This window comes from Curtobacterium flaccumfaciens (assembly GCF_051548005.1).
GTDB lineage: Bacteria > Actinomycetota > Actinomycetes > Actinomycetales > Microbacteriaceae > Curtobacterium.
In genome coordinates this window covers 15,533-28,458 of the sequence record NZ_JBPUGH010000026.1, presented here as the reverse complement: position 1 = coordinate 28,458, position 12,926 = coordinate 15,533, and the positions used below count along the sequence as shown (strand labels likewise).

Genomic DNA, 12,926 nt, shown 5'->3' with positions numbered 1-12,926 from the left:
GCGCTGACCTTCGCCATGGTCCGGATCTTGCTCGCGAACGCGGCGACGATCGGCACGGGCGCCTCACCCGTGGCGAGGGCGTGCCGGAGCTCCACGATCGCGGGAGCGGACCGGCCGGCGAGGGCGATGTCGGCCACCTTGAAGGCGTTCGTCTCGACGCGCCCGCCGTAGTACTTGTCGACGACCTTGTCGGTGATCTCGTCCGCGGAGTCGGCCAGCAGCTGCCGGCACGCCGCAGCGAGCTCCGCCAGGTCGTCGGCGAACGCCGCGACGAGGGTGCGGACGGCCGAGGGTGCGATCTTGCGTCGGGCAGCCCGGAACTCCGCGTTGACGAAGTCGATGCGGTCGGTCTCGCGCTTGAGCTCGTCGCACTGCACCTCGACGCCGCCGCCGACCCCGCTGCGGATCGTGTCGAGCAGCTTCTTGCCGCGCATGCCGCCGCCGTGCCGGAGCACGAGGGTGACGTCGTCCGCCGGTCCCTCGAGGTACGCGATCGTCTCCGTGATGAACGCGTCCGTGCACTTCTCGACGTTGGTCACCCGCACGAGCCGCGGTTCGCCGAACAACGACGGGCTGGCGAGGGTCGCGAGGAGCCCGGGCGCGTACTGGTCGGCTTCGAGGTCGTGGATCTCGAGCGCCGGGTCCTCGCCGACGAGCAGGTCGCGCAGCACGCTGATCGCGCGGTCTGCCAGGAACGCCTCGGGCCCGGTCACGAGGACGACCGGTGCCGGTCGGACGCCCGACCACGGGACCTGGTCGATCTTCGCTGCGGCGCGCGCTGGCTTCTTGGCGGGCATGCGGTCCTTCCGGTGCTGCGAGCGGCGTGGCTCCGGTCGCGCTGACGATCCTACGGCCGACCGGCGACGTCCGAGACCGACCGGCGAGCGACCCGGTCGGCCACGAACCGACCCTGCCGACGAGTCCGACGACCTGCTCGGCGCCGCCGACGCGCCCGCGGGCGACCGCTCGGTCCAGACGCGCGGCCCGTCCGCTCCCGGCGCGACCACCACCGTGCCGTGGAGGTCCGTGCGGTAGACGGCGGTACCGGTCGCGGCGAGCACGTCGAGCAGCCGGCGGGTCGGATGGCCGTAGGAGTTGTCGGCGCCGACGCCGATCAGCGCCACGCGCGCCCGGAGCGCCCGGTAGAGCCCGGCGTCCTGGTCCGCCGACCCGTGGTGCGACACCTTCACGACGTCGACCGGCGCGGCCCCGGCTCCTCCGCTGGACGACGCGCGCATCCGACGCTGCGCCGCCTCACCGAGGTCGCCCAGGAGCAGCGCGGACGGCGCCGCGGTGTCGCCGTCCCTCGCTCGGACGTGCAGGACGAGACTCGCGTCGTTCCCGGACTCCGACGACGTCGGAGGCGGCCAGACGACGTCGGCGCGGACGCCTCCGAGGTCGACGGACGTCCCGGCAGCGGCGCGGAGCACCTCGGCGCCGGCCTGTCGCAGCCCCCGCACGACACGGTCGTCGGCGGGCCGTCCGACCGGTCCGACGAGCGCCGTGGTCACCGCGGCCTCGACCTCGGTCACGGCTCCGACGTGGTCACGGTCGAAGTGCGTCAGGACGAGCAGGGCGATCCGGTCGACCCGCAAGAGCTCGAGACAGGCGCGCAAGAGCTCCGGTTCGTCGCCGGTGTCGACCAGCGCGACCGCCCCGGCGGAACGGAGCAGCACCGCATCGCCCTGCCCCACGTCGCACGCGGCCGTCGTCCAGTCGGCGGGGACGCTCCCCCGCACCACGAGCCGCGGCACACCGACGGCGCCGACTCCGACGACCAGGACGACGGCCGACGCGAGCAGCAACCGGACGCGCACGGACGTCCGGACGAACACGGCGACGGCGATGCCCGCGCACACCACCACCGCGAGCACGACCCCGACGGATCCGACCGGCCACGGCGCCGAGGCCCCGGGGAACGCCGAGACCGTCCGGGCGATCTGACCGACGATGCTCGCCGGCACCCACGCCACTGCGGCGACGACCGCCGCTCCGCCCGGCCACACCGGCGCGACGACGCACGCGCCGAGGCCCACCACCGTGACGATCGGGGCCAGCGGCTCAGCCAGCAGGTTCGCCGGCACCCCGTAGATCGGCAGCTGCGGGGCCAGCAGGATCGTCACCGGCCAGCACGCCACCTGCGCGGCCACGGGGACCGCGACCGCCGCGGCCACCGGGTGCCAGACCCGCCGGGCGAGCAGCTCCGTCAGCGGCGGTGCGAGGACGACGATCCCGGCCGTGGCGAGGACCGACAGGGCGAAGGCGAACGACCGTGCGTACCAGGGGTCGACGACGAGCATGCCCACGACGGCGAGGGCGATGAGCGGGACGCCGCGGACCGGACGCCCCGACAGGTGCACCACGAGCACGACGACCGCCATCACGGTGGCGCGGACGATCGAGGGATCGGGCCGCACCAGCACGACGAAGGCGAGCAGGAAGCCCACGGCGACGACGGCCCGGACGAGCCGCACGAGCCCGAGCGCCCGACCGAGCAGCACCACGAGGCCGACGATCACGGCGCAGTTCGCGCCGGACACCGCCGTCAGGTGGGTGAGCGCAGTGGTCTCCATCGCGGCCTCGGTCGCCGGGTCGAGGCCGCTCCGGTCGCCGATCGCCATGCCCCGGAGCAGCGCGGCCCCGGGTTCGGGCAGGTCGGCGGTGACGGCGACGAAGGCCTGCCGCGAACGATCGGTGCCCGCGAGCAGGCCCGTGGGTCGGTCCACTCGCACCGAGCCGCGCAGGAACACGACGAAGGCGGTCGGCGATCCGGGGTCGTCCTGCTCGACCGACGCCGTCCCGTGGACCGCACTGCCGGCGGCGAGTCGCCCCGGCGCGCTGGCGTCGCCGTCCGGGACCACCCGGACCGGGACGCGCAGCGCCGTCACGCCGTCCGCGGCGGTCAGCGTCCCCGTCACCGATCGTGCACCCCGTTCGAGGTCACGGTCGAGCGTCACCTGCACGGCACGCCGACCGCCGGGATCGGACAGGACGGCCGGCGACCGGCGCTCCTGGCCGACGGCGACCGCCACCGAGACCAGGGCGACGAACAGGGCCGTCGTCACGACGATGGTCACCACGGCGGCGAGCGACACCGCTGCGCCGCCCCCGATGCCCCTGACGAACAGGATCACGATCCCGACGGCCGCGACCACCCCCGCGGCGACCGCCACGAGGACGGCCCGGTCCGGGCTCCCGACGAGGAGCGCCGACGCAGCCCAGGCGGACACGGCGGGGACCGCGATGCGCAGGTCCGCGACCCGCGCGCCGGCTGCTCGCCCGACGCGCGTGACGACGTCAGACACGGACGCGGTCCCGCAGGTCCGCGAACTTCGCGTCGCCGATGCCGCTGACGTCCAGGAGGTCCTCCACCGAAGCGAAGCGCCCGTGTTCCGCCCGCCACGCGATGATCCGTGCCGCGAGCGCCGGACCGATCCCCGGCAGGGTCTCGAGCACGGAGGCGTCGGCGCTGTTCAGGTCGACCACACCCGCCGCCGAACCCGCGCCCACGCCCACGCCCACGCCCGCGCCACCGGCTGCCGAACTCGCCGCACCGACTCCCGGTGCGACCTCGGGCGGCGGGTCGTCCTCGCCCACTCGCGGTACGTACACGCGCTCCCCGTCGACGACCGGTCGGGCGAGGTTCAGTCGTCCGAGGTCGGCGTCACGAGCAGCCCCTCCCGCCCGTTCGACGGCTGCGGCGACCCTGCTGCCCGCCGGCAGGGTCACGATGCCCGCATCGGCCACCGCGCCGGCGACGTGCACGACGACGACCGACGCAGACGCTCCCACCGACGCGGAACCCGGCGGTCCCGCGGAGCCGGATGCCCCCGATCCCGGTGCTGCCGGTTCCGACGCCGGAGTCTCCCCGGTCGTCCCGCTCACCACGACCTCCGTTGGCCCCGCTCCCCCACCGGTGCCGCCACCGAGGACGACGACCGCCAGCGCGACCGCGGCGACGACACCTGCGAGCAGCACCGCCGCCCGGGGCGTCAACGCGGAACGCGACGACCACGAGCCCGAGCCCGACGATGACGAAGGCCCTGGCGACTGAGGACCCGGCGACGAAGACATGCCGGAACGCTACGGAGCCCGACCGTTCGGCCGGGCTCCGTCAGGGTGACCGGTGGAGGACCTCACCGCGATGACCCTCGGTGCAGGAACCAGCCCGCGAGAGCAGCTACCCCTTGATGGCGATGTTCACGAGCTTCGGCGCCCGCACGATCACCTTCACGATCTCCCGGTCCCCGATGTACCGCTGCACGTTCGCCGACTCCCGCGCGAGCGCCTCGAGTTCGGACGGCTCGATGGACTTCGACACCTCGAACGAGTCCCGCACCTTGCCGTTGACCTGCACGACCGCCGTCAGGGTGTCCTGCACGAGCAGCGTCGGGTCGGCCTTGCGCCAGCCGTACGTGGCGACCGTCGGCTCGTAGCCCAGCTTCTCCCACATCTCCTCGCCCACGTACGGCGCGAAGACCGCGAGGCCGAGCGTGATCGTCTCGACGGCCTCGCGCACGGCGGGGTCGCCCGCACCGGGACCGCTGTCGATCGCCTTGCGCGTCACGTTCACGAGGTCCATGAGCCGCGCGATCACGACGTTGAACTTGAAGGACTCCATGAGCCCCGGGGCATCGGCGAGGAACCGGTGCGTCACCTGGCGGAGTGCCCGGTCGCCGTCGGCCCAGACGACGTCCTTCGAGGACGTGACGTCGAGCGCGAGCCGGTAGGCGCGTGCCAGGAAGCGCGCGGACGCCGACGGGGAGACGTCCTCCCAGTTGATGTCGTCCTCGGGCGGGCCGGCGAAGCCCATGACGAGGCGGATGGCGTCGACACCGTTCGCGTCGAGCTCGTCACCGAGGGACACGCCGCCCTTCGACTTCGACATCTTCGAGCCACCGGACAGCACCATGCCCTGGTTGAGCAGCGCCGTGAAGGGCTCGGTGAAGTCGAGGTAGCCGAGGTCGAACAGCACCTTCGTGACGAAGCGCGCGTAGAGCAGGTGCAGGATCGCGTGCTCGATGCCGCCGATGTACTGGTCGACGGGCGCCCACTTGCGCGCGGTGGCCGGGTCGAACGCCTGCGTGTCGTCGTTCGCCGCGAGGAAGCGCAGGAAGTACCACGACGAGTCGACGAACGTGTCCATCGTGTCGGTGTCACGCGTCGCCGGGGTGCCGTCGACGGGGTTCGGGACGTTCACCCAGTCGGTCGCACCGCCGAGCGGCGACGTGCCCTTCGGCTTGAGGTCGAGCCCCTCGGTGGACGGCAACCGCACCGGCAGCTGGTCCATCGGCACCGGGTGCTCGGTGCCGTCGGCGCCGTGGATGATCGGGATCGGGGTGCCCCAGAAGCGCTGGCGGGAGATGAGCCAGTCGCGGAGGCGGTAGGTCTTGGCCGCACGGCCGGTCCCGCGCTCCTCGAGCAGGCGGATCGCCGCGGTGATGGCGTGCTGCTTCGACATGCCGTCGAGCGGCCCGGAGTTGATCATCCGCCCGGTGCCGGTCAGGGCCTCGCCGGTCGACACCGGGTCGAGCGCCGGCAGGTCCTCCAGCGTGGCGCCGTCCGGGATCACCGGGATCGCCCCGGTCACCGGCGCGTTCGTGTCCACCACGACCTTCACGGGCAGGTCGAACGCCCGCGCGAAGTCGAGGTCGCGCTGGTCGTGCGCCGGCACGGCCATGACGGCGCCGTGGCCGTAGTCGGCGAGGACGTAGTCGGCGGCCCAGATCGGCAGCCGCTCGCCCGTCAGCGGGTGGATCGCGAAGCGGCCGAGCGGGACGCCGGTCTTCGGCCGGTCGGCGTTCTGACGGTCGATCTCGGAGGTCTTCTGGGTGGCGGTCAGGTAGTCCGAGAAGGCAGAACGCACCGAGTCGTCAGCCGATTCGACCAGCGAAGCGGCCAGGTCGGAATCTGGCGCCACGACCAGGAACGTCACCCCGTGGATCGTGTCCGGCCGCGTGGTGAACACCGTGACGGGCTCGTCGCGACCCTCGATCACGAAGTCGACGTCGGCACCGACCGAACGGCCGATCCAGTTGCGCTGCTGCGCGATGACCTTCGCCGGCCACCGCCCCTCGAGCTGGTTGAGGTCGTCGAGCAGCCGGTCCGCGTACTCCGTGATCTTGAAGTACCACTGCGTCAGCTTCTTCTTGACGACGACGGCGCCGGAGCGGTCGGACGTGCCGTCGGGCAGCACCTGCTCGTTCGCGAGCACGGTCTGGTCCACCGGGTCCCAGTTGACCCAGCTGTCCTTCCGGTACGCGAGACCCTTCTCGTACATCTTGAGGAACAGCCACTGGTTCCACTTGTAGTACTCGGGGTCCGAGGTGTGGATCTCGGTCGTCCAGTCGAAGGACGGCGCGTAGCGCTTGAACGAGGCCTTCTGCTGCTCGATGTTCGCGTAGGTCCACTCCTTCGGGTCCACACCGCGCTTGATCGCCGCGTTCTCCGCCGGGAGGCCGAACGAGTCCCAACCGATGGGGTGCAGCACGTTGAAGCCCTGCTGCCGCCAGTAGCGCGCCACGAAGTCGCCGAGCGCCCAGTTCTCCGCGTGCCCCATGTGGAGGTCGCCCGAGGGGTACGGGAACATCTCGAGGATGTACTTGCGCGGCCGGGTGTCGTCGAGGTCCGTGGTGAAGAGCCCGAGCTCCTCCCAGCGGGGCTGCCACTTCTCCTGGAGACGACGGAAGTCGTAGGCGTTCGGGTCCTCGGCGTACTGCTCGGTGGTCACGGTCAACAAGATTACAAGGCCTGGAGGCACGGCCCGGCTCCGTGACGCCGACACCGGCCCGCCAGGTGGCCGGCCGGGCAGCCCGGCCAGGCGCCGACGCCGGAGCACCGGATGGCGCACGGCTGCCGCGTCAGGCGTCGACGAGTCGCCCGTCCCGCATCCGTAGGGTCCGGTCGACGAGGTCGGCCGGCACCGGGACGTGCGACACGATGACGACGGTCCGACCGGCCCGCCGGGCTGCACCGACGAGGTCGCGGAGCAGCGCGTCGGCCAGGTCGGGGTCGATGTCGGCCGTCGGTTCGTCCAGCACGAGCACGGGGAAGGCGTGCAGGAGCGCCCGCGCCAGGGCGAGCCGGTGCGCCTGTCCGCCGGAGACGAGCACGCCGCGCTCCCCCACGCCGGCGTCGAGCCCGCCGCGTCCGGCGACCCACGGCCCGAGGCCGACGCGGTCGAGCACGTCGAGCAGCTCGGCATCGGTCGCGGTGTCGCGCGCGAAGAGCAGGTTCTGCCGCACCGACTGGTCGAACACGAACGGGTCCTGCTCGATCAGCCCGATGCGCGCACGGACCGCGTCGGGGTGCAGGTCCTTCGCCGGCACGCCGTCGATCGTGAACGACCCGCGGTGGTCGACGAACCGCACGAGTGCGTCGACGAGCGTGCTCTTGCCGGCGCCGCTCGGCCCCTCGAGGACGACGACCTCGCCGGGCCGCAGGTCGAGCGACACCCCGGACACGGCGTCGACGCTCGCCCCCGGCCAGCGCACCGACAGGTCGCGGAGGGACACCGACACCGGGCCGTCCACGACGAGCGAGGCGGGGTCGGCGGGCGCGGATGGCTCCGGCACGATGCCGTCCGGCACGGTCGCGGGCACCGCCTGCTCGACGCGGTCCGCCGCCGCCCGGACCCGCCGGAGGGTCAGCACGGCGAGCGGGACGCCCCCGACGACCTCGAACAGGGCGAGCGGTACGAACACCGCGAGCGCCCAGAGCGGCCCGTCGAGCGCGCCGGACAGCACCGCCGGTGCCCCGACCGCGAGGATGCCCACGACCGCGCCGCCGCCGATCAGCCCGACGAGGGCGCCGACGAGCGACTCGACCACACCGCGGCGACGCACGGCGGCGGTGACGCGGGCGTCCAGCCGGGCGATGTGGTCGAGTCGTTCGCCGAGCATGCCGTAGGCGGTGAAGACGTCGAGCGTGCGGACGGTGTCGAGCACGAGGTCCGCGACCCGACCGCGCTCCGCAGCCGTCCGCTCGTCGGAGCGCCGCGCGACCGAGACGGTGACGACGGAGCCGAGGAGCGCCGCGACCACGAGTGCGACCAGCAGCACGACGGCCGCGGGCACCGACACGAACGCGACCCCGACCACCGAGAGCACCGCGACGGTCCCCGCGGAGACGAGCGGACCGACGACGCGGATGGGCAGGTCCTGCAGCCGGTCGGTGTCGGTGACGAGACGGGTGAGGAGGTCGCCGCGTCCGGTGGACCCGAGCCCGGCCGGCGCGACCGACGACAGCCGGCGGTACATCTCCGTGCGCACGACCGCGAGCTGTCGGAACGACGCGTCGTGTCCGGCGAGCCGGTCGACGTAGCGCAGTGCGGCACGGCCGAGCGCGAACGCCCGCACCCCGACCATGACGAGCGTCAGGTACAGGATCGGCGGGTGCTCCGCCGCCCGCGTGATGAGGTAGCCGCTCGCGGCGAGCAGCGCGACCGCGCACAGTGCGCTGAGCGCGCCGGCTGCCACAGCCTTGCCCCAACCGGCCCCGTGCGGCATGGCGAGCCGCAGCACGGACGTGTGTCGGGCCTCCCGGCTCATGCTCGTGCCCCGCTCGTGGCGGCGACCGACGCGGAGCCCACGTCGACGCGCACGTCCGTCGCGGCCAGGACGGCCGGCCGGTGGCTGGCGACGACCACGACGCGGCCCTCGGCGGCGAGCCGACGGATGCTGGCGACGACGTGCGCCTCGGCGTCCGCGTCGAGCGCGGAGGTCGGCTCGTCGAACAGGACGAGCGGCGTGTCGGCGCGGGCGACGCGGTAGAGGGCGCGCGCGACGGCGACCCGCTGCGCCTGCCCGCCGGACAAGCCGGCGCCGCCGGATCCGACCGGGAGGCCCGGGTCGAGTCCCAGCCCCGCCGCACTGAGCGCGGACACCACGGCCGGTCCGTCGGGGGTCGCGCTGAGCGCGACGTTCTCCGCGATCGTCCCGCGGACGAGGCGCGGCCGCTGGTCCGCCCAGGTCGTACGCTCCGCTGCGGTGCTTCCGGCCGGGCCGAGCACCGTGACGGTTCCCTCGTGCGCAAGTGCGCCGCGGATCGCGGCGATGACGCTCGACTTGCCGGAGCCGCTGGGTCCGGTGAGCGCGACCACGGTGCCGGGCTCGGCGCGGAGGTCGATCGGCCCGATGACGACGTCCGGTCGGTGGATCGTGAGTCCGACGAGGACGAGGGCGGTCGCGTCCGTCTCGGCGACCCCGGGTGCTCGGTGCACCTCGTCGGCCGAGTCGTCGTCGAGGACGTCGAGCACGGCGCCGGCAGCCTCGACACCGTCCTGCGCCGCGTGGAAGTCGGCGCCGACCTGGCGGATGGGCGCGAAGGCCTCCGGGGCGAGGACGAGCACGAACATCGCGGCGCCCAGCCCGAGTGACCCGTCGACGAGCCGGACACCGATGGACACGGCGACGAGCGCGACCGCGAGGCTCGCCGCCAGCTCGAGGGCGAACCCGCTGACGAACGAGAGCCGGAGGACACCGATGGTCTGCTTCCGGTAGGCATCCGTGAGCGCACCGATCCGTGCGACCTGGCGCCGCGCTCGCCCGAAGAGCTTGAGCGTGGCGAGGCCCTCGACGGCTTCGGTGAAGGCACCGCCGAGGGTCGCGAGGGCGTCCGACTGCTGCCGCTGCAGCGCCTGGGTCGCCAGTCCGATGAGGATCATGAACACCGGGATGACGGGCAGGGCACACAGCACGACGAGCCCGCTCGTCAGGTCGCCGAGCCCGATCGCGACGAGCAGCACGGGGGTCGCGACGGCCGTGAGGGCGAGCTGCGGCAGGTAGCGGCCGAAGTACGCGTCGAGGGCGTCGAGTCCGGGCCCGAGCGTCGTGGCGAACCCGGCGCTCGATCGTTCGGCCAGCCACTCCGGCCCCCGTTCGGCCGCCCGTGCGAGGACCGTGGCTCGCAGTTCGCTCTTCACGCGCGCAGCCGCACGGGCGGCGAGGTCGTCGGTCGCCCAGGCTGCCAGGGCCCGCACGACGAAGGCACCGCCGAGCAGACCGAGCGCCTGCGCGAAGGTCGGGGGCAGCGCGCCGCCGTGGACTGCGTCGACCCCGATCGTGATCGCCGCGGCGATTCCCCAGGCGATCGCGACGGTCGCGAGGGTCCGGAGCAGCCCGGTGCCCGCGGCGGCGACGATGAAGCCGCGCGCCGTGCGCGACAGGCGCAGCAGTCGCGGGTCGAGCGGCTTCACGAGCGTCCTCCTGGTCTGCGTGCTTCGTCCGGCTCGGGGTTCTTCGCCCGGGCCGGCGTTCTTCGTCGGGGTGGACGGCTAGTGGGCCGCCTGGCCGATGTGGGCCCGGGAGACGCGCTTCCGGAACACCCAGTAGGTCCAGGCCTGGTAGGCGAGCACGAGCGGCACGAAGATCAAGGCCACCCAGCTCATGACGGTCAGCGTGTACTGGCCGCTGGCCGCGTTGTACACGGTCAGGCTGTTGGCCGGGTCGTTCGACGCGGGCATCACGTTCGGGAAGATCGCCGTGAACATCGCCAGCACGACCGCTGCGATCGTGACCGCCATGAGCGTGAACGCCCGCCCCTCCTTGCCCCACGCGGTGCAGAGGACGGCGAGGACGAGTGCCAGTGCCGCCACCACGGAGAGCACCAGGCTCGCCGGGGTCGCCCGGACGAACGCCATCGCGACGAGGAACGCGGCGCCGACGACGATCGTGAGGATGCCCGCACGGGTCGCGAGGCGCTTCGCGCGGACCCGGATCTCACCTTCGGTCTTCAGCGCGACGAACACGACGCCGTGCGTGAAGAACACCATCAGGGTCGCGAGGCCGGTCAGCAGCGCGAACGGGTTGAGCAGGTCGAACAGCGTTCCCGTGTAGTTGTGCCCGACGTCCATCGGGATGCCCCGGACGACGTTGCCGAACGCGACGCCCCAGAGGAACGACGGGAGCGCGCTGCCGACGATGATCATCAGGTCGAACCGGCGCTTCCACTCCAGGTGCTTCTCCTGGTGGCGGTACTCGAACGAGACGCCGCGGGCGATGAGCGCCGCGAGGATGAGCAGCAGAGCCAGGTAGAACCCCGAGAACATCGTGGCGTACCACTCGGGGAACGCCGCGAACAGGCAGGCACCGGCGACGATGACCCACGTCTCGTTGAGGTCCCAGACGGGGCCGATCGTGTTGATGAGCACCCGGCGGTCGGTGTCGTCCTTGCCGAGGAACGGCAGGGACATCCCGACACCGAAGTCGAACCCGTCGAGGACGAAGTAGCCGACGAAGAACAGCGCGACGATCGCGAACCAGAGAACGGGCAGGTCCATCTCAGTACACCGTCACTTCGTGCTTGACCTCACCGGTCTCCTCGTCGACCTCCGCCGGGGCGGCGGGGCCCTCTTGTGCGACCTTCTTGATGAGCCGGAACTCGACCACCGCGAGGGCGCCGTAGATGAGCGTGAACACGACCAGCGAGATGAGGACCTCGAGCCCGGTCACGTTCGGCGAGACACCGTCCGCGGTCTTGAGCAGCCCGAACACGAGCCACGGCTGGCGGCCCATCTCGGTGAAGATCCAGCCCATGATCATCGCGGCCATCGGCAGCGGCATCGCCCAGGTCGCGACGCGCCAGACCCAGCGCTGCTGCGGGAAGCGTCCCTTGCGGGTGAGCCAGAGGCCGACGAGCGACACCAGGACCGCTCCGACGCCGAGGGCGATCATCCAGCGGAACGCCCAGTAGGTGACCCAGATGATCGGCTTGTAGTCGCCGGCGCCGTACACCTGCGAGTACTGCGCCTGCAGGTCGTTGATGCCCTCGACGGTGCCGTTGAACGTGTGCGTCGAGAGGAACGACAGCAGGTACGGGATGCGGATCGAGAACAGCTCGTGCACGCCGTCCGGCGTCCCCAACGTGAAGATCGAGAACGACGCGTCCTTGCCGGTCGAGGTGTTGTAGAGCGCCTCGGCCGCGGCCATCTTCATCGGCTGGGTGTCGACCATCGTCAGGCCGAGCTGGTCGCCGGTGAGCACCGTGAGCGCCCCGGACGCGAGCATCGTCCACATGCCGAACTTCAGCGCCGGCATCATCGTCTCGAGGTTCTGGTTGCGTGCCAGGTGCCAGGCGGCGACCGCGATGATGACCGAGGCCGCGACCATGAAGGCACCGAACAGCGTGTGCGGGAACGCCGCGAGGGCGACCTTGTTCGTCAGCACGGCCCAGATGTCGGTGAGCTCAGCGCGACCCTTGGCCTCGTTGATCGCGAAGCCCACCGGGTGCTGCATGAACGCGTTCGCCGCGAGGATGAAGTACGCCGACAGCATCGTGCCGACGCTCACGCACCAGATGGTCGCGAGGTGCACCTTCTTCGGCAGGCGGTCCCAGCCGAAGATCCAGAGGCCGATGAACGCCGCCTCGAAGAAGAACGCCAGGATGCCCTCGAGCGCGAGCGGTGCGCCGAACACGTCGCCGACGAAGCGGGAGTAGTTCGACCAGTTCATGCCGAACTGGAACTCCTGCACGATGCCGGTGACCACACCCATCGCGAAGTTGATGAGGAAGATGCGCCCGAAGAACCGGGTGAGCTGCAGGTAGTGCGCCCGCCCCGTCCGGACCCAGGCGGTCTGGAACACGGCGACGACCACGGCCATGCCGATGGTCAGGGGCACGAAGAGGAAGTGGTAGATCGTCGTCAGACCGAACTGCCACCGCGACAGGACGAGCGGGTCGAGGATGTCGTTCATGCGGCGTTTCCGAGCCGGGTCGCCGCGCGCTGTTGGTGCACGTCAGTTGCTTCCTGTGGAGGGGGAACTTCTGGTGTCACAGGCCGTTGGGACACCTCCACGCTACCGTTCGGACACCTGCTTCGACAAGTTGTAGAACCCACCTGTGCACGAATGTGCAGGAGTACTGCACGGCACGGTTGTGCGGAACAAGCGTGCACTGCCGGCTCCTCCGTGAACGACGACAGGCGCCGG

7 protein-coding genes are annotated in these 12,926 nt (G+C 72.0%); all 7 read right to left on the bottom strand.

The window, feature by feature from the left end; translation table 11 throughout:
* The coding region (gene holA / locus ACSW7Y_RS05505; RefSeq protein WP_438125326.1) for a DNA polymerase III subunit delta at window positions 1-3,305 on the bottom strand (3,305 nt) is incomplete at its 3' end.
* Window positions 3,298-3,996 (bottom strand): helix-hairpin-helix domain-containing protein, encoded by a 699-nt coding sequence (locus tag ACSW7Y_RS05500; protein ID WP_438125325.1) that lies wholly within the window; start codon window positions 3,994-3,996, stop codon window positions 3,298-3,300. The genes holA and ACSW7Y_RS05500, both read right to left, overlap by 8 nt.
* 184 nt (window positions 3,997-4,180) lie before the next feature.
* On the bottom strand, window positions 4,181-6,730 hold the full coding sequence (gene leuS / locus ACSW7Y_RS05495) for a leucine--tRNA ligase (protein ID WP_438125324.1): 2,550 nt from the start codon (window positions 6,728-6,730) through the stop codon (window positions 4,181-4,183).
* 130 nt (window positions 6,731-6,860) lie between these two features.
* Window positions 6,861-8,549 (bottom strand): thiol reductant ABC exporter subunit CydC, encoded by a 1,689-nt coding sequence (cydC, locus tag ACSW7Y_RS05490; protein ID WP_438125323.1) that lies wholly within the window; start codon window positions 8,547-8,549, stop codon window positions 6,861-6,863.
* On the bottom strand, window positions 8,546-10,195 hold the full coding sequence (gene cydD / locus ACSW7Y_RS05485; protein WP_438125322.1) for a thiol reductant ABC exporter subunit CydD: 1,650 nt from the start codon (window positions 10,193-10,195) through the stop codon (window positions 8,546-8,548). Before cydD ends, cydC begins: the two co-directional genes overlap by 4 nt.
* Before the next feature lie 78 nt (window positions 10,196-10,273).
* The gene (gene cydB, locus ACSW7Y_RS05480) at window positions 10,274-11,278 is read right to left on the bottom strand and encodes a cytochrome d ubiquinol oxidase subunit II (RefSeq protein ID WP_438125321.1); all 1,005 of its coding nucleotides are present in this window, start codon (window positions 11,276-11,278) and stop codon (window positions 10,274-10,276) included.
* A gap of 1 nt (window position 11,279) precedes the next feature.
* Window positions 11,280-12,692 (bottom strand): cytochrome ubiquinol oxidase subunit I, encoded by a 1,413-nt coding sequence (locus ACSW7Y_RS05475; RefSeq protein WP_438125320.1) that lies wholly within the window; start codon window positions 12,690-12,692, stop codon window positions 11,280-11,282.
* Between the last annotated feature and the right edge of the window lie 234 nt (window positions 12,693-12,926).

Excerpts from the sequence above, each read along its gene's own strand:
- cydC (WP_438125323.1), bottom strand. The coding sequence starts at position 8,549 with ATGAGCCGGGAGGCCCGACACACGTCCGTGCTGCGGCTCGCCATGCCG.
- cydB (WP_438125321.1), bottom strand. The coding sequence starts at position 11,278 with ATGGACCTGCCCGTTCTCTGGTTCGCGATCGTCGCGCTGTTCTTCGTC.
- ACSW7Y_RS05475 (WP_438125320.1), bottom strand. The coding sequence starts at position 12,692 with ATGAACGACATCCTCGACCCGCTCGTCCTGTCGCGGTGGCAGTTCGGT.